The following is a 26,828-nucleotide window of genomic DNA, read 5'->3' as shown; positions in this document are numbered from 1 at the left end:
TGACCATTACTTTTCATTCTCCGAAGCAGTTACAGTCTCTAAACGGAGTTTGATTGGTGCATATCAACCAGCGTTATGGTTTCTGGAGAGGTCCACATGGAATGTCCCCCTAATAATAATCTGGGCTGTATTAAAGAGTCAGAAAGTCAAACTCTGTTCTTCTTTGGCTCGTTGATGGACCCCGATGTTCTGGAAATTGTTCTAGGCCACCCTATTGACCAAACACTGTTAAAACCAGGCACTCTTGATGGCTATCGCTGTGAGCGTGAAGCCAAAGAAAGTTACCCAGTACTGGTCCCTTATCCCAACGGTAGGGCAGAAATCCTCATTGCACAGAATCTTTCAAAAACGGATGTCGACCGCATTCTGTTTTATGAAACCGGAGAATACGATCTGGTTCCTTTTGCTGTAAATGATGGGAACACACAAATTAACGCTCTTGGATTTGCAACAGGTGAAGGGATCGATACATCAGGGGATACATGGCACCTAAACGTATGGCAAAAAACAGGTAAAATCGATTTTCTACCGTTAGCCCAACGTTTCATGGCGGGTTACGGAAAGATGTCAATCCCTCAAGCCCTGATCTATTGGGACGAGCTTGTTGAAGAATTCGAAATCTTGCACAACAGCGAAACCCAACCAAACAACGCGATATAGCAAAAAAACAAAGCCCCTTTGCAACCAAAGGGGCTTTTCCATTTCAAATCAAGATCGATTCATTAGTATTTAACTGTGTAACTGGCGCATATCATCGTTATTGAGAACTCCAGAAAGCCGCTCCGCAATCTTTTCTGGTGAGTTTCTAAATTTCAACCCAACCATAAGGCCGTGTCGCCACATCACTTCGCCACCGAAGTGGACAGAGCCCGGCAAAATAAGCGTCACATCACTGTTTAAAGGAACTGTATCTGTAAGTTGAACCTTCACGCCAGTAACAGATACATCTAACACTTCACAATCAGCCATGAGTTCAGGACCGAACCTTAAACTACCGTTCAGTGCAGCCCCTATCCGTGTTTTACCCCGGCGCTCTTCTACTGCTGTATTCAATGCGTCTTGCATTTCTATCGATCCCCCGCCGATTTCAGTGCATTTTCATAAAATCCCATATTTTTAAAATGGGCTATTTCATAAAAAAAAACAAGTAAATAAACCCAAACGCTTATAAAATAGTAACTTTCTCAATAACGAAACGGCTTTTTTCGACTTAATACTGAATAGCGTCGGTAATAAAACTAAACTTATATTATAGTTAATTCACGCCATTGCTATGGATCGCCTTCTGACCAAAAATCAAAATTTAACAATACAGTGATGCATCAATTTTCCCTAACGAGTAAGTTTGGGCACTTCTCCGCTTTGTTGAGTAGATTTAGGATTTCAAATAGAGCATAGATTGATTATCTGGAATGGATGATTGTCTAATTTTGAGTTTGAAGTATTCGGTATCCTTGATGCCTCTGGCTCGCTTACGGATCATTCCTATACTGACATTACCAGCCTCTATCCTGGCGCTTGTGAGCTTGTGTTTGGCGTAGTTGCAGATGCCCACACAATGTTTCCGTAGGGATTTCGCGAACTTTTTTAGATAGAGCATCTGTGACTGATCTGCTATCAGGCACCAACGTTCCAGTTGCTCCGCCATCGCCTCAAATGAAGCGGCACTCCACAGCAGCTGAAGCTGTTCTTTCAAGACGTAAAGTGCATTCAGGTTGCTATTGCTCTCCAGCAACCTTTGCAGCTTGTCACTTTGTTTTTCACTCAACTTATCCGCATTTTTGAGCAACAGATAATGTGTCCCTTTCATCAACTCTTTACCACTTGGATCGGCCTTTCTGAACTCAAGTCGACGCTGATTATGGATAGCTTTGCTGTAGTTTTTCATGACGTGGAAACGGTCAAATACTATGTCGGCCAACGGCAAGGACTCTCTGACAGCCTTTTGGTAGGCAGGCCCCATATCCATCGCTACGGCCTTTATTTTGCAGGCTGTATCTGGTTGCAGTTGTTTCAAAAACCTTGAAAAAACCTCGGCAGTTCGGCCTGCTTCAACCCAGATCAGATGACCGCCAACCATATCGTAGACCACCGTCATGTAGTCATGACCTTTCGCCCGGGCAACTTCATCTACACCAATATATTCCAAGCCAGTTAGCTCTGCAGGATCAAGCGTAGGGAGAGTTTCAATAAGGTATGCCCTGTCGATATTCTTGACCGTTTCCCATCGTATATCCAAATGTCTGGAAACCGCTTGAATAGACATATGCCGACATAATCCACTGATCAGTCGGCAAAATCGGTGAGTGAAACGGCACCCTTTATCAACAAAATCACACCCCTCAATGCGGCGTTCGCCCTTGTTAATATAAACCTGCGCCAGCTCAATCTCGACCACACAAGGATACCCAAAAAGGGGGATGTCGTTTACTTGTCGGCGGACATGCTGGTTGATGCTTCCCTTCTGGCCTGTAGCAGGGTCTATAGCCCTCCTACGCGCGTCTCGGCTGCAGTGAATGACAATCTTAACACCGCCGTCATCCAGTTTAATTTCATTTACACGTTGCCCTTTGAGGCCTAAAATATGCTGCGAGATGTTGATTGTCATATACCTGCTCTATGTAAAGTTATCAGAAACCATACATATCAACAGGTTACTTGGCGGTCGGCATCTTTTTCTACTCAACAAAGCGGAGAAGAGCCTAAGTTTGATACTCAATTCAAGAAAATTCTTCTAAAAGCTGTAAGACCTTAAGGCTGCACTGTTCTAAATTCATTTCATTAGTCGATCTCATAACGATCCGCACCCCTGTGCCCCCTCGCCCCATAAAAGGATAGCTTCCGATATCAACATCAGAAAATTCGCGTTGAATATTACCAAGGCCATCAGCAATATCGCCTTCTTTAGCTTCTGACGAAACCGTTTTGGATAACACGGGCTTCCCACCCACTAAGGTCGGCGCGAGTTTGGAAAACATTGATTGCATAATTTTGGGCACACCGGCCATTACAAAAACATTCTCAATCTGGTACCCCGGAGCAATTGAGATATCGTTTTCGACGAGAATGGCTCCCTCAGGAACGTGCGCCATACGAAGTCGGGCTTCGTTCAGCTTTTCCTCGCCATAAAAGTCGACCATTGCCTTATAGGCATCAGGGTGAAGGAGGAGAGGAACACCAAAGGCATCGGCGACACATTGAGACGTTATGTCATCATGGGTTGGGCCGATCCCTCCAGTGGTAAAGACATAATCAAAGTTAGCCCTTACTTCATTTACCGTCTGGATAATCCGTTCAGGAATGTCGGGCACAACCCGGGCCTCATCCAGGCAAATACCGATTTCATTCAGCTGCTCACCAAGAAACGCCAAGTTCGCATCCTGGGTACTTCCTGAAAGAATTTCATTGCCAATGATGACCAAACAGGCCCGGTACACACGCTCCATAATACACCCCACGACTAAACTTGAACTTCAAAAATTTTCACAGCTTTTAGGAACTAACCTCCTAAAGTTCGCCCCTGATTACATATTTAAGAATATTCACAACTTGTTCAGGGGAGGATGTAACGGCTAATGCCGCAGCGTCGACTTCTTTCAATGCATGCTGATGATCTGGGCCGTGCATTACGATAATACTCTTGCCCAATGCTGCCGCATATCCAGCATCGAATGCCGCATTCCATTGTTTGTATTTTTCACCGAAGCACACAACAACAACATCCGATTTTTCAATCAGGTTCCGAGTACGGATAGCGTTTACTTTTGCGCCTTTATTATCATGCCAAAATTTATTTGGTTCCTCTCCAAGTATGGCCACACCACAATCATCTGACGCAGCATGGTTAGTCACGGGAGCAAAAAATTCGATTGGCAATTCCAGAGATTTGCTTTTCTCGGCTATTTCATCACGCCAGTCAGTATGAATTTCACCAGAAAGATATACTTTCCAAGTCATTTTTATTACCTCTAAATGAATACAATTACTCTGATCGATATGATCATCTGATGGAAGGCTATCGCGTAAGCTTCGGAGAAACAACTCCACATAATCAGGAGTGTTTCCTCTCAGAGAAGTTCAGAAATAATTTCATTTGTATATTTCGACTATTCTCGACTATAAACAGAAAATTCTGGAAACTTATCTATGCTGAGAAATCGGACGACACCTCTAAAAACAGTGGTAAAGCTTCTGCTTTTACTACAGTTTTTTGCCGTGTCCTTGATACCTCAAGGCATGATGACAGATGTGTCCGAAGGCTCCCTTAGCCTAATCATTTGCACAGCAGATGGTATCAAAGAGATTTCAGTTCCAAACTCTGATCGTCAAGAAAACACTGAACTTAACGATTGTGTTTTTTCGATCCACTCGGACCAAACAATCGCTGGCATACAATATGATTTCATCCAGCAAGATTTACCGATTTCAACAACGGGATCCGTTTCAGATAGCCATCTGACCAGCTTACTGATCCACCTTGCCTACGGCTCCCGCGCTCCACCAACCTACTCCTGAAAACTTCGTTTACATAGCTGTTTGAAATCCGTGCCAGCGTAAGAGCTGTACACGTCTGAATTCCTTTTGAAATTCAATGTTTCAATCAACAAAAATAACAATAGATATCTCCTAAGAGATAAATACTCAGGAGTTTGCCATGTCAGACATGACAGCGAACAACGCCCCCACGAATGTGGGTGCCGATCAGAACAACCCAACTTCTTTTGCTAAAAAATTCTACAATGCCGCTTGGCGTTGGCATTTCTATGCTGGCCTTTTTGTCGTGCCCTTCATGCTCACTCTCGCCATTACCGGGCTGATCATGGTTTATTTCAATTCCATAGAAACTCGATTTGGTGAGAAGTTATATGTCACTCCCCAAGCTGAGATGACTGCCCCGACACAACAATTAGAAACTGTAAAAGCTGCCTATCCTGACGGCTTTATCAAGCAGTACATGCCCGCACCCGCAGATGACAGAGCCAGTCTTTTTACAGTCAAAACAGAGGCCGGGAATATGATTGTTTCTGTCGCCCCCTACACGGCTGAAATCATTGGCACTGTGGAAAAAGACACAACTTGGTTTTATTTTGCCAATGACATCCACGGTTCACTTTTAATCGGCGATCTTGGCGATCGCCTATTGGAAATCGCAGCAGGCTTAACACTAATATTGATAGTAACAGGGCTTTACTTGTGGTGGCCGCGCGATGGGAAAGGCCTAAGACGTGTGCTTATGCCTAACCTATCCGCAAAAGGGCGTAGTTTTCTGAAAGAACTCCATGTCTCAATCGGATTTTATATATCTGTCGTTCTCTTCTTCTTCCTCATCTCTGGCCTTGCCTGGGCAGGTGTCTGGGGCGGAAAATTTGTTCAACCCTGGAGCTCTTTTCCTGCAGAAAAATGGGACAACGTCCCACTTTCAGATGAGACCCATGGCATCATGAACGATGGTGCAGTAAAAGAAGTTCCCTGGGGACTGGAGCTTACGAAGCTTCCTCTCTCAGGATCCGACGTTGGTAAAATTGGTGTGCCTGAAGGTTATGCCGTCAACTTAAATTCAATGGTCGTTCTGGCACGGGCAATCGGGTTTGATCAACAATTCCGTATCAATCTGCCCAAAGGTTCAACCAGCGTCTATACCATCTCTGCTGATTCTATGGACGGAGATACAGTTACACCGACCGGAGATCAAACAGTCCATGTCGACCAGTATACCGGTAAAGTCATTGGTGAAGTTGGCTTTGAAGATTATTCATTGATGGCAAAATCAATGGCTGTAGGTATTGCGCTTCACCAGGGTGATATGGGTTGGTGGAATACCGTTCTAAATGCCTTGTTCTGCCTTGCTATGATCTTCCTTTGTGTGAGCGGCATCATTATGTGGTGGATGCGTCGTCCGAAAGGAGCAGGAAGATTGGTAGCCCCACCGCCGCCAACGGACCTCCCGCTTTGGAAGGGTGCCGTATTTATCATGTTACTTCTCTCTCTTGCCTTCCCACTGGTTGGGATCACTTTACTTACTGTGATGGCACTCGACTTGTTGGTCCTATCTCATATTCCTTTCATGAAAAAAGCTTTCCAATAAGCTTTTCCGAAAGGCGCGTTACAAAGGGGGGCATCTTGCCTCCCTTTTCTTTTGCATAGAAACACTGACTACCAATTTTGATCTGCGTTATTCACGCAACAGAAAGAAAGCGGGTGTTTTTTTGGCGCGCAATTATTTGACGTTGAGAAATCCACAAACAGATCGTTGCAAACAAACACCACATGACACACCCCATGACAACCTTTTCCGAAGCGACACCCATGTCGAACAACCAGCCAAAAAGAGCTGGAGATACCGCGCTTGCAAGGACTGATATCGACATCGCTAAAGCACGAATTGCACCAATATGCTTGGTTCCATAGGCTTCAGCCCAAAAAGCACTCATGGCAGTTGAGCCAAAGCCAACGGATATGCCAATGAACATCATAAAAACAAGTGCGGCATAAGAATGATCCGAAAGTATCAAGAACATCAAACCTAACGCAAATATGGGTATATGAACTGTTAACAGCCTTATTGCACCGTATCGATCAACCAAAGATCCTGCGACAATAGCACTTATGGTGATCATGGCTGCGTAGGCAGTAAAGGTTCCTGCGAACCAATCCATAGTCCAGCCTTTGGTCGTCACGATATGAATTTGATGAAAGAAAATTCCGGTCACGACAAAGGATAGAGTCGCAAGTCCTGGCAAAAGTAGAAAAAACGCGGGATCTTTAACGACCTCTGCTCTGGTCCAGTGTCGCGGCCCTTCTTCATTAGAGTCTGCAGCTTCCTGGATCTTTACCTGTTCATTCATTCTTGCATCGCGTTCACTATGCCCACGCAACAAAAACAATATAGCCGGGATCAGGACGAGCCCCAATAAAGCAGCGTTCAATAACCAGGCATCCCGCCACCCCATAAATGCAATGAGAACAATCGTTAACAAAGGCAGACAAGCTTCGCCCAGCGATAAACCAAGAGAGGCTATGGCTATTGCCCGTCCGCGGTTATGATGGAAATACCGTGCCATGGCTGTGATGGATGTATGCATCATCAAGCCCTGCCCACATAGACGGATAAAAAAGAAGATCGGCAAGATAAGGTAGGGCCAACTGACGGGAATCATGGCCAAAGCAAAAGCCGCAGATGCCAGCCCCAAGGCCACGAGACAGGAATAAAGCCTAAGATCCAGATGATCTATTTGCTTGCCAAACCAGATAACCGCAAAACCGCTTACCAGAGTGGACGCAGAGTAAAGAGAGCCAAAATCACCATGTGACAACCCAAGTTCGGCGCGTATTTCTGCATTGAATAACGAAATATAGAATGTCTGCCCAAAACTAGAAGCCAGAGCCAACAAAAATCCGAAAGAAAGAAACCTAAAGTTTTGGAAGAGAAAGCTAAACATTTTAAAACCGATGGCATTTAGGCTTTGAAGAAGACAAGTTAGTCTCTAGCTGTTTCTCACACTCGTTCATTATTGAGCGAGTTAGAGAGCTCACTTTGAGATAAAGAGAGCTCTCTCACCATAAGCGAGTCGTTAGGGAAGACAATAGGTACGGAATAAATAAAGGTAAAACCTTAACGCTGATAATAGCCTTTACTGCTCATGCAACGATTGAAGTGTTTAGCTTGATTTTTCTTTACTTCACTTGCGTCAATATTTTGGCGAAGAACTAAGAAGCTTGAAGTTCCCCCACCCAGGCTATCACCAAAACTCCCGCCACGATCTTCTTCAACACGGGCATCGTGAGCAACTAATCCCTGTGCATAATAATGGCACGAAGCAACGTCGCTCTGATAATCCTGATCTGTTTTCTGACTGCCGGTAGAATAAAGATTTCCGTCTGTACCTTCGATAATAGTCCTGTTTTGCGCAGGTGCCGCCGTACCGTAGGGATAGTCGTTCACTGCAGGCTGATCACTTATAGATAAGCCTTCACTAGAAGACTTTACGGTTCCAGAAACATTATTGTTTATGACTTCATTTGAATTATTAATTGGAGGTGTCGCCAAAGTCGAGGAGCTCAATGGGGCAGAAGTAGGGGCAGAATGTTCTACAGGTGCCGTCTGCTCACTTTTTCCACCAAAAGCACACCCACTTAGGAATAGAGCAGTAATGGAAATAGCTACATAGGTACGGCATGTCATAGAAACTCTCCAAATAGATACACCTGTGTTTTCACAGACTTGGCCCTAAGAAAAAGGGTTATTCGAACTTATTTAATCAGTTGTACTTCCTTCAATGCCTTTGGCAAGTGTTATAAATGGTACAACAATATTTTATCACCCCAACAAATTTACACTACACGATAGTTGTAATTTCTTTGTTAATTTCTCCTTGCCATGAAAAGAAAGAAAACACTAAGGTCTGAGTAAAAGAGGACCCTTATGATTTTTCCTACCCCCCTAATCCCCGGTAAACTTGTTAAACGATATAAACGCTTTCTGGCTGACGTAGAGCTAATGGATGGTACCATTGTAACATCTCATACAACGAACACAGGCTCTATGTTGGGTCTTGTCGAGCCTGGATCAGAAGTATGGCTTTCAGAATCTGACAATCCCAAACGTAAGCTAAAATATACATGGGAAATCGGGGCGGCGGGATCAACACCTGTTGGCGTAAATACTTCTGTTCCCAATAAACTTGTATTCGAAGAAATTTCGACAGGGAATGTCCCCGAGATAACGGGTTATAGTACAGCCAAACGTGAAGTAAAGTACGGTAAAAACTCCCGCATTGATGTCTTTTTACAAGAGCCCGGCCGCCCAGACTGTTACGTGGAAGTCAAATCCGTAACCCTGAGCCGGGAACCCGGTGTCGCTGAATTTCCCGACGCGGTATCCAGCCGGGGAACAAAACACTTACAAGAATTAAGTGATATGGTTGAACAGGGGCACCGCGCAGTTATGTTTTATTTAGCGCAAAGAAATGACTGCAGCACTTTTGCCCCGGCACAAGACATTGATCCCGTATATGCAAAGGCTTTAACTGAGGCTATAAAACGTGGCGTAGAGGTCGTTGCTTATACTTGTGAAGTCACACCAGAGGGAATTCACTTGGATAAGCCGCTTACGCTGGCTATATAGGCATAAATTATTGTATCTTACGACAAACTGCGCATTTATTTTTTGCAGCAGTTCATTAACAGAAATGGAAGAGATAACGTGATCGACAATCTGACACGTGAAGAACGACAGTTTGTAACCTATACCGAAGAAGACTTTGCGGGGATGCGTAAGGCTGGAAAATTGGCAGCTGAAACACTCGACTATATCACTCCCTTTGTAAAACCAGGTGTTTCTACAGGTAAACTGAACGATCTCTGCCACGAATTCATCGTTTCTCACAATGCTGTCCCAGCACCGTTGAACTACAAAGGCTTTCCAAAATCCATTTGCACCTCGGTTAATCACGTAGTTTGCCACGGCATTCCTGGTGAAGATAAAATTCTTCGCGACGGCGACAGCCTTAACATTGACGTCACTGTCATTCTTGATGAATGGCACGGTGATACAAGCCGCATGTTTTTTGCGGGCAAACCAAACGTCAAAACAAAGCGCTTGAGTGATGTGACCTATGAATGCCTTCTTCGCGGTATAGAAGTCGTTAAACCAGGTGCTACTCTCGGTGATATTGGTCACGCGATCCAAACTTACGCCGAAGCAAACCGTTATTCCGTGGTTGAAGACTTTTGTGGACACGGTATTGGCAGAACTTTCCATACTCCCCCAAGTGTTCTGCACTACGGTGAGCCAAGCAAAGGTGCCCGCTTGCTCGAAGGGATGATTTTCACGATTGAGCCAATGATCAATGGTGGGAAATACCCCGTTAAAATCCTCAACGATGGTTGGACAGCTGTCACCAAAGATAAATCTCTCTCCATGCAATATGAGCACACCCTCGGTGTTACGGCTGATGGCTGTGAAATCTTCACCCTCTCTCCAAAGGGTTGGCATAAGGCCCCTTACGAATAAACTAATTTTGGACTGACAATAAACCGGATCTGGCTTGAGCACAGAAAAACCCCACTACCATGGTCATCGCGAAAGACTACGCCAGCGCCTCCTAGAAAGAGGCGCTGGAAGTCTCGCAGACTATGAAGTATTGGAGTTTCTTCTTTTTGGTGCCAAGGCACGTGGTGATACGAAACCACTCGCCAAGAAGCTTATCGACGAATTTGGCTCTCTGGCTGCCGTTTTCGGTGCATCCGTTCAAGAGCTACAGCAGGTATCTGGAGTTGGAGATTCAACAACAGCCCTCATAAAACTCATTCCAGAAGCCGCCCGTCGTATGAGCAAAGAAGCAATTCTTGAGCACCCAATAATCAATTCATGGGATAAGCTTTTAGACTATTGTAAAATTGCAATGGCTCAGGAGAAAATCGAGCAATTTCGCTTGTTGTTTCTGGATCGAAAAAACCGCCTAATTGCAGATGAAGTTCAACAAACAGGAACGGCCGATCACGCTCCAGTTTATCCTCGTGAAGTGGTCAAACGTGCGCTTGAACTTAATGCCTCTGCGATTATCATGGTCCACAACCACCCCAGCGGCGACCCGACACCATCTCAAGCTGACATCGCGATGACCCTCGAAATACAGGGGGTCTGTGGCAAACTGGGCATCGAGCTCCACGACCATTTAATTATCAGTAAAACGGGCCATAGGAGTTTTCGGAACCTTGGTCACTTGTGATTATTCCAAATCTGTAACGTTTTAATAAAAAGAAGCAATTTAGGTATGACATATGCTGTTTTAGTTATTGATATTCAAACCGGGCTTGTCACTCCCAGCCCCACGCCTTTTGAAATCGATTTGGTTATAGAGAGAATCAATAAAGTCACAGAGCTTGCCAGAGAAAATAAAGCTCCCGTTATAATGGTCCAGCACGAATGCCCCAACTCTATACTCGAACACGGCAGTGATAACTGGCAATTACCCCCAGAATTAACGACGGAACGCAGTGATCACATTGTAAGAAAAACCACTCCAGATTCATTTCTCAAGACAAATCTGGATGAACTTCTGAAATCACGTGAAGTAAAAAATCTTATCATATGTGGTTATGCTTCAGAATTTTGTGTCGACACCACAGTCCGCAGAGCCGCAGCTCTGGGCTATAATGTTCAACTGGTTTCCGATGCGCACACAACACATGACAAGGCGCATACCACAGCTAACAATATAAGGGCGCATGAAAACGCGACACTCCCTAACATCACCAGTTTCGGCTCAAAAATATCCGCTATTCCAACCGAGGATATCCGGTTTAAAGTCTAGCTTAGGCTTATCGATTAAGCCGCAGACTCTTTAGACATTCCAAGGAAGGCCTCGATTAAATCGGGGTCTTTTTGGGCATCTGACGCCGTCCCTTGCCAGACTACATTGCCGGATTCCAGCACACAAACCTGGTCAGCAACTTCCAATGCCCGTTTGGTATTTTGCTCGACCAATAATATCGTTACCCCTTGGCTCTTCAAATGATGGATTGCATCGTAACAAACATCGACCATTTTCGGCATCAGCCCAAGGGAAACCTCATCAATCATCAACAAGCGAGGCTCGGTCATCATCGCCCGCCCAATTGCCAACATCTGTTGCTCACCACCTGACAAGGTGCCTGCAGGTTGCTTTAAACGTTCAGTCAAACGCGGGAAAAGAGCGAATACCATATCCTTGTTTTGAGCTTCTCGCTGTTTGGGTTGGCAATAACCTCCTACGGTAAGGTTTTCTTCTATCGTTAAGTCAGGAAAAAGGCGGCGTCCCTCGGGGGCGACAGCGATCCCTTTTTTCACTCGTTCGCGTGCGGGCAAACCGGTTATGTCCTCACCGTCAAAATGAATACTTCCAGTAAAGAGCTTCACATGACCGGCTATGGACATAATGGTGCTGGACTTACCCGCGCCATTTGGACCGAGTAACGCAAAAACTTTGCCCTGCTCCAGGGTAAACGACAAGTCGTGAACCGCCTGAAAAACGCCATATCCACAATCCACATTTTTAAGCTGCAGCATGATCAGCACTCTCCCCAAGATAAGCCGCTCGAACAACCGGAGCACTCATAACGTTTTCCGGATCACCCTCCGCAATTTTGTTACCGTTATCCTGCACGACAAGACGCGAACAAATGCGCATGACTTCACCAAGATTGTGTTCGATAAGAATAATACTACGACCCGCCTTATTGAGCTCCACAATCATATCGGCCAACTTGTGAGCCTCGGCGTGGTTAAGACCCGCGAGTGGTTCATCCAGCAAGAGGAGCGTCGGATCCAGCGCTAAAGCTCTCGCAACCTCCAACCGCTTTAAATATCCCAACGGCAAATTGGAAGGATCAGCATCAGCTGCATCCGCAATCCCCACCTGAGAGAGCAGTTCTCTTGCTTGTAATTTTTCTGCGTCACGTCCCACTTTAAACAAAGCAGAAAGAGGTGAGCCCGTGTGGTGAGAACCTACTGCCAAAGCGACATTTTCCAATACAGTCATATTGCGAAAGGGCTTCACAAGTTGCTGAGAAAAACCAAGTCCCATGCGTACCCGACGGTGTATTGGGAGACCGACCAACTCTTCACCAGCCAGCACAATGGAGCCAGTTGTCGGCGTAACCACACCCGTGATCGCCCGCATCATGGTTGTTTTGCCAGCACCATTGGGACCAATAAATCCGAGTAACTCCCCCTCATCCAACGAGAAAGACACATCGTTTACAGCAATGACACCACCAAATTGAACTTTTACATTGGAGACTTCCAGAAGCTTGCTCATACCTTCGTCCCCCCAGATGATTGCACCGACGTTTTTCTTGGTGAAATCTGTTTCGCAAGTCCGGCAAGCCCCCCGGGGCTAAAGCGCATCATTGCAAAGAGCAAGCCCCCATAGAGCAACAGCTTATATTCATCAATAAACTGAATCCATAAAGGCAATACACTCAGTACCGCCGCGGCGAAAATGACACCAAACACTGAACCAATGCCCCCAATCACGACCATCGCTAAAACAGTGATTGATTCAACAAATCCAAAGCTTTCCGGGTCAATAAATCGAACATTATGCGCATAGAGTGCACCTGCTAGCCCTGCCAATGCTGTGCCCATGGCAAAAGCGGCCAATTTGTAGCGAGAGACATCAAGCCCGATGACACGGGCAGTATCTTCATCATCTGCAATCGCATCAAAGGAATAGCCCATCCATGAACGCTTGAGATGCACACTAAAGAGTGCAGTAAGAGCAACGAAGACTAATACCAAGAACATAAACCCGGACTTACCAAGACCAGAACCTGGAATTCCAGATACTCCCATTTCACCACCGACAAAATCCCACTGACGCATGATCCCTATAAAAAGGAAACCAACACCCATCGTGGTAATTGCAAGGAAGTCATGACGCACTCGAAGGGAAGCAAAACCAACAACAATCCCGATCAGACCGGCAAAGATGACGGCACCAAGGATACCAACACCAAGAGGTAATCCTGCCTTGGTTAGCATTGCAGAACTATAGGCCCCTATTCCGTAAAAGGCTGCGTGTCCCAAAGAAATTTGCCCACAAAATCCTGTTATAAGATTGAGACTAAGGGCAAAGATAACCGCAATCCCCATGGACGTAATCAAACTGATTTCATAACCGCTTAAACCCAGCATGATCATGCCCTCCCAAACAGGCCTTGAGGCCGAACCATCAACACAAGAATGAGGAAGGCAAAAGCAATGGCATCGCGATCCAGATAGTTTCCAAGATAAATAGTGCCATAGGCTTCAATGACTCCCAATGCCAATGCGGCGATCAATGTCCCCCGCACATCGCCTAATCCTCCAAGAACAATAATCGCTAAGGCTTTATAACTCGGTACACTGCCCATTGTCGGCTCAACCAAGTTGTTGAGAAGCGCCACCATGACACCCGCAACCGCAGCCAGAGCCGAACCAATAAAGAAATTGAGGTAGCGTACTTTAATAATATCTACGCCAAAGGATTCAGCCATATCTGGATCAGTGACAGTTGCGCGCCAAACCGTCCCAAATCGGGTTTTACTGGCAAACAGAGCCAAAGCACCGATCAGAACCAAAGTACCAACGCCAACTGCTATTTCACCAAAACGTAACGTAATACCAAAGAGCTGTACCACATCCTGTAACGGCGGGTTTTGATATGAAATCCCATAGGGCCCAAAAGCTATGCGATAGATCTCCTCCATGGCGATGAACAATCCAATGGATGCAATCAAAGCCACATAGGGTGGTTTATCAAGTATGGGCTGATAACAAATACGATAAATAGCCATTCCCAACAAACCAACCACCAGCATGGAAACAATCAATGCCAAAAGCAAACTACCCGTCGCATTGGTCACCAGAACTCCGATATACCCCCCGAGGGTAAAGAGCCCTGCATGAGCAACGTGTAATATTCGAAGCAACCCGTAAACAAGGGTTAACCCCACAGCAACCAAAGCGTAGATGCTACCTTGCACCAAGCCTTGTGCCAGTAGTTCGATATATAACATCAATAGTTTCCATATACTGGTGGCATGTGTTGTGAATTATGCCTTAGGGGTTACTCAACAGGCGGTGCGAGTAAATCTTGGTCATTTATGACTGCGTAATGGTGCCAAGCGCCGTCTTTAACGACCTGTACCTGAACATCTTTTTTCACTTCACCAAGACCGTTAAAAGAAATCGTTCCCGTTGATGCCACCATATTTGTCTCCGCAATCGCATCCCGGATTGCCTTACGGTCTGTCGTCCCCGCTTTACGCAGTGCGGCAATGGCAACTTTAGCCGCGGTATGTCCGGAAGCCGCGACCATGTCTGCCTTGTAACCGGCTTTAGCTTCAAAGGCTGCGATAAAGTCTTTAGCTTCAGCGACTGACGAGTCTCTATCCAGTGATGTGGTAATTAAAACGCCATCGGAAGAAGGCCCGGCAATTTCAATGAACTTCTCAGAATCATATCCTTCCTGACCGATTACCGGCACATCAATCCCAGCAGAACGCAACTGAGCCACAAGCGGGCCAGCAGTAAAAAAGTAACCAGAAGCATAAATCGCGTCAGGCTTGTCAGATTTCACCTTGGTAACGATTGGGCCGAACTGACGATCTTTGATCGAATATTCATACTCGTTGATGATATCGATACCAAAGTCAGCTGCTTTGGACTTGAAACCTGCGGCCAGCGATTTCCCAAAATCATTTTTAAGAGTAATGACAACGACTTTCTTTTTGCCGAGCATTTCACCAATAAGCTTTGCTCCGGCACGTCCTTGTACTTCACCAACGAAGGATGTACGGAAAACAAAATCGCCGGATTTAGTAATATCAGGGTGTACGGCAAAAGCAGAGATGTATGGAACCCCTTCTGATTGGAAAATTCCAGCTGCAGCGCGTGTCGCCCCAGAGTAGCTTCCAGAAATTGCAACACTGACTTCATCTTGGCCAATTAGTTTGTTTGCAATGGGAACGGAATGTTTGGGCGATGCCTGATCGTCGTAACGTACGAGCTCGATTTGGCTACCATTGATACCACCCTCAGCATTGGCCTGTTCTACAGCAAGCTCCGCCCCGATCAGTGCTGATTTACCATCAGCTGCGGCAAAGCCTGTGAGTGGTACATTCATCCCAATTTTAACTGTTTCAGCGAGAGCTGGCACAGAAATCAATGATCCCGTAATGGCAATCGCAGCCATCATCTTCTTTGTCATAGACATCGCTTCGTTTCCCTGTTGTAAATGTATATACAAGTCTAGAGGGGAAGCGTTTTTTCAGTCAAGGGGAAAGAAGTATCGAATGAAACAATTAATTAACAAGTTGTTTTATTTATAAGAAATAATTTCATACTCAACTGCGCCTTTTCACAAAACACAGCTAATGCATAATTGCCAACAAACTAACAACCGTATTGCGAGTATCTCTAATTTAAAAAAGTACGCCGAAACCACGATTTTTTTTAAAAGATGCGCTAACTATGGCCCATAGCAGGAGCTATCGATCTTAAAAACTCCTTGCTCTTCACATCCATGGGAAAATCTTCAAGCCTCAAATCAGTATTGAACTTGCCATTCTCGGATATAAAACCTTTTGAAACAGTATTTCTTGGATGAATTAAACCAAGAAATACCCGCTTCGTCATCGGGTGTTGCTTCAAAGGAATTTTGAAACGTTTGGTAAACGCCATTTCTTCCCCACTCGCCTTCTCATTATCATAAGCCGTGTGTCTCAGCAGATCGGCTTTATAGGCGAGTAAACCATTACAACTGTGATAAGGCCCAAAGGGGCGGTTGAAATGTATAATTCTATCTTCCCCCGCCACATAAAAATGTACTGCAGATCCCCCTGCTAAAGGGAAATCAGAAGTCATTAAAAGCTCAACCATCTCCCGTACATAACTTGGACTATACCAATCATCATCATCCATGGCACAGATAATGTCGGCCCCTAACTCTAAGGCCATTTCGTTCAACATATTGCGTTTGCGACCGATAAGTAATTTCTCGTGGTGATGCTTATAATAAACATTTGGAGAAGCCATGAGTGAGATGTGCCAGAGACTATTCGGCTTTTGATCAGAATCATCCAACACACACCATGACAGGTTTTCGGGGTAAGGATAATCTTGTCCTCGAAAATAACGATAAGCCTGCTGAAGGAAATTCAAACGCCCGTAAGTTGGCGTCACAACAACCACACGTAACTCACTCAAGGGTTTATTCAGTTTAATTTTTAGCTGCTTCCTTTTCACCTTACCCCCATAACTACCTAATCCTTACTAACGACGATGGATACGTTATCAAATTCGATGCCATTTCATCAACTGTGTAACGAACCCAAGTACCTAACCGAATAAAGAGGAAATGATGGAGCCATAAAAAAAGGCCCCCGTAGGAGGCCTTTAATATCTAATTTATACCGTGGTAGCCTTAGCTTGCCTTAATCTATACCAGAAAGAAAACAGATAGAAGAACAAGAAACATGCGACAAAAAATTCGCTTAGCTCGTTGAAATCCATATCAAAATACATGTATTCATCAAGCCTGGTCCACTTTTGGAAAAGTTGTCTAACAATACGGCTAGTAAGGCAGTAAATTGTTACAGGCAAACCAATTACTGTTGGGAACAACCAATACAAAGAGCTTCCCAAAACAGGCTTTGCCATTCCGCCAAATTTAATAACCAGAGGAATAACAATAGTCCCGATCGCCATACCAACCATGATAATAGACTTAATCGTGGTATCGTGACCGTTCAAAGTATTATGAAAATTTGTTTCATTATGATCATTGATCGCGGCCAGGCCTTCTGGTGTTGCCCAATTGAACCAATGTTGCCCCCAGCTGGCTTCTTCACCCGCAGCAACAAAAACGGCAATCGTGCACAGCATAAGCCAGTAACCAAGATACTTCGATGGTAATGCTTCTCTCATACGCCAGGCAAGAAAGCCAAACACGACACCTGGGACAAGAATGACAAAGGCGGCATTTTCAACAATACCTCTTGCTTCACTTTCAATATAATATTCGTAATCTTTCCAATCAGGAAACATTGTCCGCCCAATAAGCATCACAACCAACATTAACAATGGAAGCCATTGCCAATAGAGTTTGGAAATTTCTTTCAGGTTATCACCTTGGATCTCTGAATTATGTGTCACATCCGCCTCGAGATTTTATAATCTAATTTATTTGGAGAGGGCTATATCATAAGTTTTGGGTTGTTAAAACCACATCAAACTAGATATAAAGTTGCAGCCTAATATTAAACTCACCCCTATATGGTGATATTTTGATTATTGACGAGTTCTATTTTAAGAAAAATCACCATAGCGGTTGACATACAGCGTCAAGTTCGCTTGTTTCTCGTAGATATTTACAGCAAAGAAATTGCTGAGACCTTGTGCACTTTCCAAAAGGAACATAAGCACCATGATCCCCCGTTATAGTCGTTCGGAAATGACCTCCATCTGGGAAGCCGAAAATAAGTTCCGTATCTGGTTTGAAATCGAAGCTCATGCTTGTGACGCACAAGCAGCTCTCGGTGTAATACCGAAAGAGGCCGCAGCTATTATTTGGGAAAAAGGTCAAAAACCTTACACTCCTGAACGTATTGCGCGTATTGATGAAGTAGAGCTAGAAGTTAAGCACGACGTTATCGCCTTCTTGACAGAATTAGCAGAAAACGTCGGTGAAGAATCTCGTTTTGTCCACCAAGGCATGACCTCTTCCGATGTTTTGGACACTTGCCTTTCGGTACAGATGTCTCAAGCCGCTGATATCTTACTAGCTGACCTGGATCGCCTTCTTGCCGCGTTAAAGAAACGCGCCCAAGAAACCAAACATATGGCCTGTATCGGCCGTTCTCACGGCATTCACGCTGAACCCGTGACTATGGGCCTAAAATTTGCACGTTTCTATGCTGAGATGGAACGCAATAAAAAACGCCTGACGCTGGCACGCGAAGAAATTGCAACCTGTGCTATTTCAGGTGCCGTTGGAACGTTTGCCAATGTCGACCCAAGCGTCGAAGAACACGTTGCTGAAAAGATGGGCCTAACGCCTGAACCAATCTCAACTCAGGTTATCCCCCGTGATCGCCATGCACATTACTTTGCTGTGCTCGGCATTATCGCCTCGTCTATCGAAAATGTAGCCACTGAAATTCGTCATCTGCAGCGTACTGAAGTTCGAGAAGCACAAGAATACTTTGCTCCAGGGCAAAAAGGTTCTTCGGCGATGCCACATAAACGTAATCCGATCCTGACCGAGAACCTAACAGGCCTAGCACGAATTGTGCGGATGGCAGTGGTTCCGGCACTTGAAAACGTCGCACTTTGGCATGAGCGGGATATCTCCCACTCTTCTGTAGAGCGCATGATCGGCCCAGACGCGACTATCACTCTTGATTTCGCCCTCAACCGCTTGGCTGGCACGATCGAAAAACTAGTGGTTTACCCTCAAAATATGCTAGATCACATGAACAACTTTGGCGGCATCCATGACGCCCAGCGTGTTCTTTTGTATCTCACTCAAAACGACGTAAGTCGGGAAGAAGCCTACCGGATCGTTCAACGCAACGCGATGCGGGTATGGAAAAGCTATGGTATTGATCCTGATAATCCCGATACTCCTGCCGAACTGGACGACGTCGAGAAACAAGCGCAGGACCATGACAATCGTTTCTTCTTCTTCATGTCAAAAGATGAAGGCCTGACCAAGATCCTTGACGTTGAGAAACTAACCAAGTTACTCGACGAAGATTCAATTAGTTATCACACGAAAAACGTGGACAAGATATTCCAACGTATTTTCGGTGAATAATTAAAGACGATCAGATAAAAAAGCCTCATTTATGAGGCTTTTTTTTACATTTACTTTTCATGATGGAGTTGAGGATCATTCAGTCTTCAACTCATAAATTGCCCTTACCATGCAGTCGTGAATTTTACGCTCAATCCTATGATCAGACTTGTGGACGCCTGCATGATTAAAGTCACTCAGAAGCTTATTATGCAATTGCTCTCGACCTGTATCTTTTAGGTGGAGCTCAACAAAGTCATTTGCATATTTTTGGGCCTCATCTTGTTTGAGCTCCAGTAAATCTGCGGCCCATAGACCGAGCATTCGATTTCGACGGACCTTCGCTTTAAACAAGAGATCTTGTTCATGCTTAAACTTGTTTTCCTGGGCTTTCGTTATTTCTTGCAACACGTACATTTCAAATTCCCCACAAAACAATGCGCTAATGCGAGCGACGATTTGGTGCGAGCGCCAAATAATTTCTATTTATATTACAACAAAATTCCTTAATATTGTTTACTACCGACAAAAAAAGAGGCTTTGAAATTATTCAAAGCCTCTTTTTAGCTTAGATGAATGGAGGAAATTTATTCTTCCATCATTTGATTTTTAGCCTCAACCATCAATTCTTCCATGGTGCGCTCTAACTGATGTACTGATTTATCAATATTTCGGCTTTGGAAATCTTTTAGAACCTTTTGTTTTACATCTTCGTCACCAGGTTCAATCAGGTCAGCTTTCACAACAGTTTTTGCATACTCATCAGCTGCATCGCCTGTCAGCCCCATTAAATCTGCAGCCCAAAGCCCAAGAAGTTTATTCCGGCGCGCTTCTGTTTTGAATCGCAACTCTTCATCATGATGAAATTTGTTTTCAAAAGCCTTTTCGCGGTCGCTAATGTTGGTCATCTAACAAAGACTCCTCGTAATGTGCCATACACTTGTTCATTGAGGTCTCAGTTTATTATAACCCCATTAATCTTAAAATCTTGACTAAAGGGCTTAGAAACAGAAACCATCTATTATACATTTCGTTATAGCTTTTCAGTTCCGCAAGGGAAACTCGATAATCACATCTTTAGCAGGAAAATATGTGTACTGTTACCATACTTAGTCGCCCCGGTCATAAATGGCCCCTACTTTTCGCAGGTAACCGTGACGAAATGTCTGACCGTCCTTGGCAAGAGCCGGCCCGACATTGGCCTGACAGACCAGACGTCATAGCCGGGTTAGATCAGACAGCCGGTGGAACATGGCTTGGGACAAATGACTTTGGCCTTTTGGCCTGTGTCTTAAACCGTAGAGGTAGCCTTGGTCCACAAGACGACAAAAGAAGCCGCGGCGAGCTTGTTCTTGAAGCCCTGGATCATGCCGATTCTTATGACGCCGCTATGGCGCTCGCAGATCTGAATACCAAAGCCTATAGAAGTTTTAATTTAATCATCGCAGATTATAAGAAGGCTTTCTGGCTCAGGAATGATCAGGAAATAAACTCCACAAGCATTGAACTGTTCCCTATACCCAAGGGGATCTTCATGATTACCGCGGGTGATGGCAATGACAATAGCCCTCGCATTGAAGCACATAAGGCCGACTTTGAGAAAACTACTCCAGATCCAGAAAGTGGAGATTGGTCTGGTTGGCAAGAGATCTTATCGCGCCAAAACGAAGATCCTCACAAAGCGATGACAGTAATAACTTCATCCGGCTTTGAAACGTCTTCTTCTTCGCTAATTGCTTTACCAGCGCCAGAAACAGTTTCCCCCGAGGGGACTCCTGCAAAAACTCAGTGGCTCTTTGCTTCAGGAAAACCCGGAGACGCACCTTATAAAGAAGTTCAGATCTAAATCAGCAACTTGTATTTTAAAATAGAACACCGTAAATATCCTCCCCAATTTTGTGGGTTATTAAGAACTTAGCTGGCCTCATTTACATTAAAGCCAACCATTGAACAAAATATCACGACCTCACAATTCCAAGTGGGATTGTCATCTAAACAAGAGACTGCTATATGGGGCGCAAATATATAGGATTTGGATCTAAGGCCCTTGCTTTAACCAACTCTTGTCACCTCTTTCTGGGTAAAGACCCAAGGAACAGAAACCATGTCCGGCAAGCCGTTTTATCTAGGCAAACCTATGGCCCTTGTTAAAGGGTTACAAAATGGTGAACTGAGCCACTGTTCCATTGAGAATAGAGCCGTCTTGAACACCCAAAAACCGTACACTCTTGAGAACAAAACCCCGAACTATGCTGGCTCCTTGGTCTGTACAAGTATGTGCCCAAGCATTGTGTCGAGGGCTGTATCACAAGAATTTGGGGCTCAGCCCTTAGTAGCGGGGACCTAAAATGGGTCCCCAAGTTGTTTAAACTATAGTAGCTTAGCGGTAAGGTCCAAATGGACTTATCCTTTGCAACTTAAAAATGGAGATTACGGGTGAAAGCGCGCGTCCATGTCACTCTGAAAAACGGAGTTCTAGATCCCCAAGGCAAAGCTATCGAACACACACTAGGCTCTTTGGGCTTTGCAGGTGTAAACGAAGCTCGCCAAGGCAAGTTCATCGAACTTGATATTGAAGAAACCGATGAAGCCAAAGCACGCGCAACCGTTACTGCCATGTGTGAAAAACTATTGGCTAATACTGTGATCGAAAACTATTCCATCGACCTGGAACAGTAAGTTCATAAATCCACAGCAGTGAAAAAAACTTCTGTGGCCAGAACAAAAGATCTGTAAAGACTTACTGCAATTTCAAACTTCGAGGAACTTGCCAATGAAAGCGGCGGTTATCGTTTTCCCAGGATCCAATTGTGACCGTGATATTCAGGTTGCGTTGCGTCAATCCATGGGATCTGAACCCCAGATGGTCTGGCATAAAGATGCTGACTTTGACGATGTTGATTTAATCTGCCTTCCCGGTGGATTTTCCTATGGTGACTATCTGCGTTGTGGCGCGATGTCAGCAAAATCTCCTGTCATGAAAGAAGTTGTCGCAAGAGCAAACAAGGGCGTACCGGTTCTTGGCATCTGCAATGGTTTTCAGATCCTGACAGAATGCGGTCTTGTACCTGGCGCTCTTATGCGTAACAGCGACCTTCGTTTTGTATGCCGTGATGTTCACTTAAAAGTAGAACGCAACGACACAGTTTTTACCAAGCAATACGCTGCAGGACAAAACATTCGCATCCCAGTGGCTCATCACGATGGAAACTACTTCATTGATAGTGAAGGTCTAAAAACCATAGAAGATAATGGTCAGGTTGCTTTCAGATACAGCGCCGAAGACGGCAGCGTTAACGAAACAGTCAACCCGAACGGTTCTTTGAACAACATTGCGGGTATCTACAATACCAAAGGCAATGTCTTGGGTATGATGCCACACCCTGAACGGCTTTGTGAAGATGTTCTCGGCGGCACTGATGGTCGACCAATGTTTGACAGCCTTGTTGCGGCACTTTCATAAGGTGATGAAAAGATGAGTGAAATTACCCCTGAAATCGTCGCTGAACACGGCATCAATGAAGAAGAGTACGCCCTTGTACTCGAAATTATGGGACGCGAGCCTAATCTACTTGAACTGGGTATTTTCTCAGTTATGTGGTCTGAGCATTGTTCTTATAAATCTTCAAAAAAATGGCTTAAAACCCTACCGACTGAAGGCCCTCAAGTTATCATGGGCCCGGGTGAAAACGCTGGTGTTATCGACATCGGCGAAGGCAACGCGGCTATTTTCAAAATGGAAAGCCACAACCACCCAAGCTTTATCGAGCCTTATCAGGGCGCTGCAACAGGTGTTGGCGGTATTCTACGCGATGTCTTCACAATGGGTGCACGTCCAATTGCCAACGTAAACGCATTGCGTTTTGGCGAACCTGACCACCCCAAAACAAAACACCTCGTTTCCGGTGTTGTTGCAGGTGTTGGTGGATATGGTAACTGTGTTGGCGTGCCAACGATTGCTGGTGAAGTTGAGTTTGATCCTTCCTATAACGGCAACATCCTCGTCAATGCCATGACCGTAGGTTTGGCTAGAGCAGATAACATCTTTACCGCTCAAGCCTCTGGTGTTGGCAATCCTGTTGTATACGTTGGGTCAAAAACTGGTCGTGACGGCATCCACGGTGCCACGATGGCATCCGCAGAATTCGATGATGATTCCGATGAAAAGCGTCCTACCGTACAGGTTGGCGATCCCTTCACCGAAAAACTTCTGATCGAAGCTTGCCTCGAGTTGATGCAAACAGATGTAATCGTTGCGATCCAGGATATGGGTGCAGCCGGTCTGACATCCTCTTCTTTCGAAATGGCCTCATCCGGGGACATGGGTGTTGAACTTGAACTCGATCAGGTTCCTCAGCGCGAAGAAGGCATGACCCCCTACGAGATGATGCTTTCCGAAAGTCAGGAACGCATGCTGATCATCCTCAAGCCAGGCAAAGAAGACGTTGCCCGGGCTATAATGGAAAAATGGGACCTGGACTTTGCTGTTATTGGTACTCTGACCGATAGCAAACGTATGGTTCTGAAATTTAATGGTGATGTTGTCGGTGACCTTCCAATCAAACCGCTTGCTCACCATTCTCCAGAGTATGATCGTCCTTGGGTTCCAACACCGGATTCTGAAGATATTTTAGCCGAAGATATAAAAGAAGCGGCAGATACCACTGCTGCCCTAAAAACCTTGATCGGCTCCCCCAATATGTCCAGCCGTCGCTGGGTATGGGAACAATACGATCACATGGTTATGGGGGACACCATCCAACGTCCTGGTGGCGATGCGGGTGTTGTTCGCGTTCATGGTACTGATCGCGCTCTGGCAGTTACTTCTGACTGTACGCCGCGCTATTGTAAAGCGAACCCGGTTCGTGGAGGAGCACAGGCTGTCGCCGAAACCTATCGTAACCTTACTGCGGTAGGCGCAACACCATTGGCAATTACCGATAACATGAACTTCGGCAACCCAGAGCGCCCAGAAATTATGGGACAGTTTGTGGGCTGTATCGAAGGCATGCGTGACGCTTGTATCGCTCTCGACTACCCAGTCGTGTCCGGTAACGTATCGCTTTACAACGAAACCAACGGTAAAGGCATATTGCCTACGCCTGTAATTGGTGGCGTAGGTCTCTTGGTCGATGCCGAGAAAACCGCAACTGTCGCTTTCGGATCCGAAAGCGAAAGCCTTGTACTCATCGGCGATTCAATCGGCCACATGGGAATGTCAATTTACCTTGATGTTATCGAGGGTCGTCGTGAAGGTAATGCACCGATCGTAGATCTCTCTGCGGAACGGAAAAATGGCGACTTCGTCCGCTCTCAGATTGAAGCCGGCTTTATTGAAAGCTGTCACGATCTTTCAGACGGTGGCCTTGCTGCAGCGATTGCAGACATGGCGATTGCCTCTAAAATGGGTGCGGAAGTCATCAAACCTGCCGATGTCGACACCCCGACAACACCATGGTTGTTTGGTGAAGATCAGGGCCGCTATCTTGTATCAATAGGCGATGCAGAAAGTCTCATAGAAGCTGCTGAAGAAGCCGGCGTTTCCGCTGTGGTTATTGGTCGCACAGGTGGTAATGACTTGACCCTACCGGGCGGCAGTACCATATCCGTATCAGAGCTTCGTAATGTGAACGAAGCATGGTTGCCAAATTACATGGCTGGATAGCTCCTATTTCTGCCATTTGAAAAGAAAATGCGCTACAGGAGAGGATAAAGATACCTCTCCTGTAGATCTTTTCATAAAGGCTTTGTAGTGTGGTATCTAGGTTGTAACGAGAATCCAGTCTGACTGGAAAAATAAAAAACAAGGACAGTATATATGCCGATGAACCCTGCTGAAATCGAGGCACTGATTCGGGATGCACTGCCCGACGCTGATGTGACCATTGAAGACCTTCGTGGCGACGGTGATCACTATGCAGCTTACGTTGTGTCCCCAGCTTTTCAGGGCAAGACCAGAGTGCAGCAGCACCAAATGGTCTATGAAGCCTTGCAAGGGCGTATGGGCAACGAGTTACATGCATTAGCTCTCCAGACCTCAGCGCCACAAAGCTGACTTCTGCAAGTAAATGCCAGAGACTTACAAAGTCATTTGAATTAATACGATCAAGGAATGAGCCTTATGGATAACGTTGTTGCTGAACGCATTCGTCAGGAAGTAACTGAAAACGAAGTTGTGCTTTTCATGAAAGGCACACCAGTATTCCCACAATGCGGATTTTCCGCTACTTCAGCCCAGATCCTCACACACCTAGGTGTGAAGTTTACTGGAATTGATGTTCTTCAAGATCCTAGCATTCGCCAGGGCATTAAAGACTTCAGTAACTGGCCAACCATTCCACAGCTCTACGTTAAAGGTGAATTCGTAGGCGGCTGTGACATTCTCCGTGAAATGTTCCAAACTGGAGAACTATTGCAGTTCTTGCAGGAAAAAGGAATTTCAACGGAAGAACAAGCTTCTTGATTTCAAGACAAGTTCAAGAAAAAAGGCCGCATTTTGTGGCCTTTTTTTTATGCTCGAAATTAATGCTCAATGCCCTATCAACAAACACTATTTAAAATTGTATAGAGCTTCCCTATCTATAGATGAGAGGTTTACCGGTCAGGTAAGCGCTTTATTTAATCTGTAACTCGTCGACTTCGTGAGAAAATTCTTATGCCATCGCTATTCAAACTCCTCCTGCCCCTCTTCTCAGCTGCTTTTCTCGCAGTTACATTACTCGGGAGTCCAACTCAGGCAGCAGTTACCAACCCCTACCCAAAGCAACTTGAGGAAGTCCTGACAAAATTTGAAATTGATAAAGCAAATATTCGTTCTCAAAGAACTCTGGAAAAACAAACTGATGATGACGAAAATCAACGCGTCATGGGATACGACACATACATCAGGTTTAATGATTGCAAAGGATATTTACGTATATACCAACACCGTTTTGGCCGTGTAGAAAAAGTATACACCAAAGGAGAGTGCAAAATCCCAGGCATAAAATCTTTCTAACTTGGACTGGAAATTTCCTGCTGTAGATCCCAAGCCTCGACATCTTTTTTATAAGACCGAGAGACCGGGATCTTTTTTCCACTTTTCAACATGAGTTCATACGCCGATCCCTCTCGTTTAAGGTCTTGAATGCCTTTCAAAGAGACCCAGTGGGATCGGTGCACTTGCATACCCGTTGTACGAGCAAGATCTCTGACAGCATCACTGAAACGATAGAGAACAAGCTCCTCCCCCTTATCAGTTTGCACCAGAATATAATGTTGCTCAGCTGAAACAGCCCAAATCTCTGCGCCGTATAACTTCTGAACACGGGACATAAAAGCGGGCGGCTCAATAGGGGCATAACTTTCATCCAGCACCGGATGAACATTGACACATGCCTTACCAGTTCATCTCTTTATCACCGAATAGGATATACACGATGAACAATAAAATTATTATTTCCTCAGCAGCCTTTATAACTCTTCTCGCAAGTGGCGTGGCCACACAGAGGCAACCGTTCTCGTTCT

32 protein-coding genes are annotated in these 26,828 nt (G+C 45.2%); 16 read left to right on the top strand and 16 right to left on the bottom strand.

What is annotated here, in order from left to right:
• The first annotated feature begins 96 nt into the window (after positions 1-96).
• Positions 97-660 (top strand): gamma-glutamylcyclotransferase family protein, encoded by a 564-nt coding sequence (locus tag ACOGW3_RS01820; protein ID WP_419901387.1) that lies wholly within the window; start codon positions 97-99, stop codon positions 658-660.
• 69 nt (positions 661-729) lie between these two features.
• Here ACOGW3_RS01820 and ACOGW3_RS01815 read toward each other — a convergent pair whose 3' ends face one another.
• Both ACOGW3_RS01815 and ACOGW3_RS01810 read right to left on the bottom strand, forming a co-directional pair.
• Positions 730-1,065 carry a PilZ domain-containing protein gene (locus tag ACOGW3_RS01815; RefSeq protein WP_419901386.1) on the bottom strand — a complete coding sequence of 112 codons (336 nt, stop codon included), beginning with the start codon at positions 1,063-1,065 and terminating at the stop codon, positions 730-732.
• Positions 1,066-1,375: 310 nt separating this feature from the next.
• The gene (locus tag ACOGW3_RS01810) at positions 1,376-2,608 is read right to left on the bottom strand and encodes an ISL3 family transposase (RefSeq protein ID WP_419901077.1); all 1,233 of its coding nucleotides are present in this window, start codon (positions 2,606-2,608) and stop codon (positions 1,376-1,378) included.
• Here ACOGW3_RS01810 and ACOGW3_RS01805 point away from each other — a divergent pair.
• A complete protein-coding gene (locus ACOGW3_RS01805) occupies positions 2,595-2,738 on the top strand; it encodes a hypothetical protein (protein ID WP_419901385.1) in 144 nt (47 codons plus the stop codon). The genes ACOGW3_RS01810 and ACOGW3_RS01805 overlap by 14 nt on opposite strands.
• Here the strand turns inward: ACOGW3_RS01805 and ACOGW3_RS01800 are convergent.
• Both ACOGW3_RS01800 and ACOGW3_RS01795 read right to left on the bottom strand, forming a co-directional pair.
• Entirely contained in the window at positions 2,721-3,446 is a 726-nt protein-coding gene (locus tag ACOGW3_RS01800) for a competence/damage-inducible protein A (RefSeq protein WP_419901384.1), read from the bottom strand. The genes ACOGW3_RS01805 and ACOGW3_RS01800 overlap by 18 nt on opposite strands.
• A 61-nt stretch (positions 3,447-3,507) precedes the next feature.
• Positions 3,508-3,957: a YtoQ family protein gene (locus ACOGW3_RS01795; RefSeq protein ID WP_419901383.1), complete on the bottom strand. Its 450-nt coding sequence runs from the start codon at positions 3,955-3,957 to the stop codon at positions 3,508-3,510.
• Positions 3,958-4,146: 189 nt separating this feature from the next.
• Here ACOGW3_RS01795 and ACOGW3_RS01790 point away from each other — a divergent pair, with 189 nt between their 5' ends.
• Together ACOGW3_RS01790 and ACOGW3_RS01785 are read left to right on the top strand one after the other, a co-directional pair.
• Entirely contained in the window at positions 4,147-4,515 is a 369-nt protein-coding gene (locus ACOGW3_RS01790; RefSeq protein WP_419901382.1) for a hypothetical protein, read from the top strand.
• A gap of 139 nt (positions 4,516-4,654) precedes the next feature.
• Positions 4,655-6,085 carry a PepSY-associated TM helix domain-containing protein gene (locus tag ACOGW3_RS01785; RefSeq protein ID WP_419901381.1) on the top strand — a complete coding sequence of 477 codons (1,431 nt, stop codon included), beginning with the start codon at positions 4,655-4,657 and terminating at the stop codon, positions 6,083-6,085.
• 91 nt (positions 6,086-6,176) lie between these two features.
• On the opposite strand, the gene ACOGW3_RS01780 is transcribed toward ACOGW3_RS01785, so the two are convergent.
• Together ACOGW3_RS01780 and ACOGW3_RS01775 are read right to left on the bottom strand one after the other, a co-directional pair.
• Positions 6,177-7,388: an MFS transporter gene (locus tag ACOGW3_RS01780; protein ID WP_419901380.1), complete on the bottom strand. Its 1,212-nt coding sequence runs from the start codon at positions 7,386-7,388 to the stop codon at positions 6,177-6,179.
• A 224-nt stretch (positions 7,389-7,612) separates the two neighbouring features.
• Positions 7,613-8,182: a hypothetical protein gene (locus tag ACOGW3_RS01775; protein WP_419901379.1), complete on the bottom strand. Its 570-nt coding sequence runs from the start codon at positions 8,180-8,182 to the stop codon at positions 7,613-7,615.
• A 240-nt stretch (positions 8,183-8,422) separates the two neighbouring features.
• Here ACOGW3_RS01775 and sfsA point away from each other — a divergent pair, with 240 nt between their 5' ends.
• The 4 genes from sfsA (at position 8,423) to ACOGW3_RS01755 (ending at position 11,315) form a co-directional block, all read left to right on the top strand.
• Positions 8,423-9,124, top strand: a complete 702-nt coding sequence (gene sfsA, locus ACOGW3_RS01770) for a DNA/RNA nuclease SfsA (protein ID WP_419901378.1) — start codon at positions 8,423-8,425, stop codon at positions 9,122-9,124.
• A 78-nt stretch (positions 9,125-9,202) separates the two neighbouring features.
• A complete protein-coding gene (gene map / locus ACOGW3_RS01765; RefSeq protein ID WP_419901377.1) occupies positions 9,203-10,012 on the top strand; it encodes a type I methionyl aminopeptidase in 810 nt (269 codons plus the stop codon).
• A gap of 34 nt (positions 10,013-10,046) precedes the next feature.
• On the top strand, positions 10,047-10,730 hold the full coding sequence (gene radC, locus ACOGW3_RS01760) for a RadC family protein (protein ID WP_419901376.1): 684 nt from the start codon (positions 10,047-10,049) through the stop codon (positions 10,728-10,730).
• Positions 10,731-10,775: 45 nt separating this feature from the next.
• Complete coding sequence (locus tag ACOGW3_RS01755; RefSeq protein ID WP_419901375.1) at positions 10,776-11,315, top strand: cysteine hydrolase family protein; 540 nt, start codon at positions 10,776-10,778, stop codon at positions 11,313-11,315.
• A 14-nt stretch (positions 11,316-11,329) separates the two neighbouring features.
• Here the strand turns inward: ACOGW3_RS01755 and ACOGW3_RS01750 are convergent, their stop codons facing one another.
• The 7 genes from ACOGW3_RS01750 to ACOGW3_RS01720 form a co-directional block, all read right to left on the bottom strand.
• On the bottom strand, positions 11,330-12,049 hold the full coding sequence (locus ACOGW3_RS01750; RefSeq protein WP_419901374.1) for an ABC transporter ATP-binding protein: 720 nt from the start codon (positions 12,047-12,049) through the stop codon (positions 11,330-11,332).
• On the bottom strand, positions 12,036-12,800 hold the full coding sequence (locus ACOGW3_RS01745; RefSeq protein ID WP_419901373.1) for an ABC transporter ATP-binding protein: 765 nt from the start codon (positions 12,798-12,800) through the stop codon (positions 12,036-12,038). Before ACOGW3_RS01745 ends, ACOGW3_RS01750 begins: the two co-directional genes overlap by 14 nt.
• Positions 12,797-13,684, bottom strand: a complete 888-nt coding sequence (locus tag ACOGW3_RS01740) for a branched-chain amino acid ABC transporter permease (RefSeq protein ID WP_419901372.1) — start codon at positions 13,682-13,684, stop codon at positions 12,797-12,799. Before ACOGW3_RS01740 ends, ACOGW3_RS01745 begins: the two co-directional genes overlap by 4 nt.
• Complete coding sequence (locus tag ACOGW3_RS01735; protein ID WP_419901371.1) at positions 13,681-14,541, bottom strand: branched-chain amino acid ABC transporter permease; 861 nt, start codon at positions 14,539-14,541, stop codon at positions 13,681-13,683. Before ACOGW3_RS01735 ends, ACOGW3_RS01740 begins: the two co-directional genes overlap by 4 nt.
• Positions 14,542-14,591: 50 nt before the next feature.
• Positions 14,592-15,734: an ABC transporter substrate-binding protein gene (locus tag ACOGW3_RS01730; protein ID WP_419901370.1), complete on the bottom strand. Its 1,143-nt coding sequence runs from the start codon at positions 15,732-15,734 to the stop codon at positions 14,592-14,594.
• Positions 15,735-15,991: 257 nt separating this feature from the next.
• On the bottom strand, positions 15,992-16,771 hold the full coding sequence (locus ACOGW3_RS01725) for a glycosyltransferase family 2 protein (protein WP_419901369.1): 780 nt from the start codon (positions 16,769-16,771) through the stop codon (positions 15,992-15,994).
• A gap of 162 nt (positions 16,772-16,933) precedes the next feature.
• Entirely contained in the window at positions 16,934-17,680 is a 747-nt protein-coding gene (locus ACOGW3_RS01720) for a hypothetical protein (protein ID WP_419901368.1), read from the bottom strand.
• Positions 17,681-17,951: 271 nt separating this feature from the next.
• Here ACOGW3_RS01720 and purB point away from each other — a divergent pair, with 271 nt between their 5' ends.
• Positions 17,952-19,343 carry an adenylosuccinate lyase gene (purB, locus tag ACOGW3_RS01715; RefSeq protein ID WP_419901367.1) on the top strand — a complete coding sequence of 464 codons (1,392 nt, stop codon included), beginning with the start codon at positions 17,952-17,954 and terminating at the stop codon, positions 19,341-19,343.
• 75 nt (positions 19,344-19,418) lie between these two features.
• On the opposite strand, the gene ACOGW3_RS01710 is transcribed toward purB, so the two are convergent.
• Both ACOGW3_RS01710 and ACOGW3_RS01705 read right to left on the bottom strand, forming a co-directional pair.
• On the bottom strand, positions 19,419-19,733 hold the full coding sequence (locus ACOGW3_RS01710; protein ID WP_419901366.1) for a DUF1476 domain-containing protein: 315 nt from the start codon (positions 19,731-19,733) through the stop codon (positions 19,419-19,421).
• Between the two features lie 176 nt (positions 19,734-19,909).
• Complete coding sequence (locus ACOGW3_RS01705) at positions 19,910-20,230, bottom strand: DUF1476 domain-containing protein (RefSeq protein ID WP_419901365.1); 321 nt, start codon at positions 20,228-20,230, stop codon at positions 19,910-19,912.
• 182 nt (positions 20,231-20,412) lie between these two features.
• Here ACOGW3_RS01705 and ACOGW3_RS01700 point away from each other — a divergent pair, with 182 nt between their 5' ends.
• From ACOGW3_RS01700 to ACOGW3_RS01670, 7 genes are all read left to right on the top strand, one after another.
• Positions 20,413-21,168, top strand: coding sequence for an NRDE family protein (locus tag ACOGW3_RS01700; RefSeq protein ID WP_419901364.1), 756 nt, complete (start codon positions 20,413-20,415; stop codon positions 21,166-21,168).
• 590 nt (positions 21,169-21,758) lie between these two features.
• On the top strand, positions 21,759-22,001 hold the full coding sequence (gene purS, locus ACOGW3_RS01695; RefSeq protein ID WP_419901363.1) for a phosphoribosylformylglycinamidine synthase subunit PurS: 243 nt from the start codon (positions 21,759-21,761) through the stop codon (positions 21,999-22,001).
• Positions 22,002-22,095: 94 nt separating this feature from the next.
• On the top strand, positions 22,096-22,785 hold the full coding sequence (gene purQ, locus ACOGW3_RS01690) for a phosphoribosylformylglycinamidine synthase subunit PurQ (RefSeq protein WP_419901362.1): 690 nt from the start codon (positions 22,096-22,098) through the stop codon (positions 22,783-22,785).
• Positions 22,786-22,797: 12 nt separating this feature from the next.
• The gene (gene purL / locus ACOGW3_RS01685; protein ID WP_419901361.1) at positions 22,798-24,987 is read left to right on the top strand and encodes a phosphoribosylformylglycinamidine synthase subunit PurL; all 2,190 of its coding nucleotides are present in this window, start codon (positions 22,798-22,800) and stop codon (positions 24,985-24,987) included.
• Between the two features lie 153 nt (positions 24,988-25,140).
• Entirely contained in the window at positions 25,141-25,377 is a 237-nt protein-coding gene (locus tag ACOGW3_RS01680; protein WP_419901360.1) for a BolA family protein, read from the top strand.
• A gap of 66 nt (positions 25,378-25,443) precedes the next feature.
• A complete protein-coding gene (gene grxD, locus ACOGW3_RS01675; protein ID WP_419901359.1) occupies positions 25,444-25,785 on the top strand; it encodes a Grx4 family monothiol glutaredoxin in 342 nt (113 codons plus the stop codon).
• Between the two features lie 192 nt (positions 25,786-25,977).
• Positions 25,978-26,319, top strand: coding sequence for a hypothetical protein (locus ACOGW3_RS01670; RefSeq protein WP_419901358.1), 342 nt, complete (start codon positions 25,978-25,980; stop codon positions 26,317-26,319).
• On the opposite strand, the gene ACOGW3_RS01665 is transcribed toward ACOGW3_RS01670, so the two are convergent.
• Positions 26,316-26,636, bottom strand: a complete 321-nt coding sequence (locus ACOGW3_RS01665; RefSeq protein WP_419901357.1) for a LytTR family DNA-binding domain-containing protein — start codon at positions 26,634-26,636, stop codon at positions 26,316-26,318. The genes ACOGW3_RS01670 and ACOGW3_RS01665 overlap by 4 nt on opposite strands.
• Positions 26,637-26,828: the final 192 nt, after the last annotated feature.

It is taken from the genome of Kiloniella sp., assembly GCF_965205715.1.
Lineage (GTDB): Bacteria > Pseudomonadota > Alphaproteobacteria > Kiloniellales > Kiloniellaceae > Kiloniella.
This window is presented reverse-complemented; position numbering and strand designations above follow the sequence as displayed.

Coding starts and splice junctions, on each gene's coding strand:
- ACOGW3_RS01820 (WP_419901387.1), top strand. CDS start 97: ATGGAATGTCCCCCTAATAATAATCTGGGCTGTATTAAAGAGTCAGAA.
- ACOGW3_RS01815 (WP_419901386.1), bottom strand. CDS start 1,065: ATGCAAGACGCATTGAATACAGCAGTAGAAGAGCGCCGGGGTAAAACA.
- ACOGW3_RS01805 (WP_419901385.1), top strand. CDS start 2,595: ATGTTGATTGTCATATACCTGCTCTATGTAAAGTTATCAGAAACCATA.
- ACOGW3_RS01810 (WP_419901077.1), bottom strand. CDS start 2,608: ATGACAATCAACATCTCGCAGCATATTTTAGGCCTCAAAGGGCAACGT.
- ACOGW3_RS01800 (WP_419901384.1), bottom strand. CDS start 3,446: ATGGAGCGTGTGTACCGGGCCTGTTTGGTCATCATTGGCAATGAAATT.
- ACOGW3_RS01795 (WP_419901383.1), bottom strand. CDS start 3,957: ATGACTTGGAAAGTATATCTTTCTGGTGAAATTCATACTGACTGGCGT.
- ACOGW3_RS01790 (WP_419901382.1), top strand. CDS start 4,147: ATGCTGAGAAATCGGACGACACCTCTAAAAACAGTGGTAAAGCTTCTG.
- ACOGW3_RS01785 (WP_419901381.1), top strand. CDS start 4,655: ATGTCAGACATGACAGCGAACAACGCCCCCACGAATGTGGGTGCCGAT.
- ACOGW3_RS01775 (WP_419901379.1), bottom strand. CDS start 8,182: ATGACATGCCGTACCTATGTAGCTATTTCCATTACTGCTCTATTCCTA.
- sfsA (WP_419901378.1), top strand. CDS start 8,423: ATGATTTTTCCTACCCCCCTAATCCCCGGTAAACTTGTTAAACGATAT.
- ACOGW3_RS01755 (WP_419901375.1), top strand. CDS start 10,776: ATGACATATGCTGTTTTAGTTATTGATATTCAAACCGGGCTTGTCACT.
- ACOGW3_RS01750 (WP_419901374.1), bottom strand. CDS start 12,049: ATGCTGCAGCTTAAAAATGTGGATTGTGGATATGGCGTTTTTCAGGCG.
- ACOGW3_RS01745 (WP_419901373.1), bottom strand. CDS start 12,800: ATGAGCAAGCTTCTGGAAGTCTCCAATGTAAAAGTTCAATTTGGTGGT.
- ACOGW3_RS01740 (WP_419901372.1), bottom strand. CDS start 13,684: ATGATCATGCTGGGTTTAAGCGGTTATGAAATCAGTTTGATTACGTCC.
- ACOGW3_RS01735 (WP_419901371.1), bottom strand. CDS start 14,541: ATGTTATATATCGAACTACTGGCACAAGGCTTGGTGCAAGGTAGCATC.
- ACOGW3_RS01730 (WP_419901370.1), bottom strand. CDS start 15,734: ATGACAAAGAAGATGATGGCTGCGATTGCCATTACGGGATCATTGATT.
- purB (WP_419901367.1), top strand. CDS start 17,952: ATGATCCCCCGTTATAGTCGTTCGGAAATGACCTCCATCTGGGAAGCC.
- ACOGW3_RS01705 (WP_419901365.1), bottom strand. CDS start 20,230: ATGACCAACATTAGCGACCGCGAAAAGGCTTTTGAAAACAAATTTCAT.
- ACOGW3_RS01700 (WP_419901364.1), top strand. CDS start 20,413: ATGTGTACTGTTACCATACTTAGTCGCCCCGGTCATAAATGGCCCCTA.
- purQ (WP_419901362.1), top strand. CDS start 22,096: ATGAAAGCGGCGGTTATCGTTTTCCCAGGATCCAATTGTGACCGTGAT.
- purL (WP_419901361.1), top strand. CDS start 22,798: ATGAGTGAAATTACCCCTGAAATCGTCGCTGAACACGGCATCAATGAA.
- ACOGW3_RS01680 (WP_419901360.1), top strand. CDS start 25,141: ATGCCGATGAACCCTGCTGAAATCGAGGCACTGATTCGGGATGCACTG.
- grxD (WP_419901359.1), top strand. CDS start 25,444: ATGGATAACGTTGTTGCTGAACGCATTCGTCAGGAAGTAACTGAAAAC.
- ACOGW3_RS01670 (WP_419901358.1), top strand. CDS start 25,978: ATGCCATCGCTATTCAAACTCCTCCTGCCCCTCTTCTCAGCTGCTTTT.
- ACOGW3_RS01665 (WP_419901357.1), bottom strand. CDS start 26,636: ATGTCCCGTGTTCAGAAGTTATACGGCGCAGAGATTTGGGCTGTTTCA.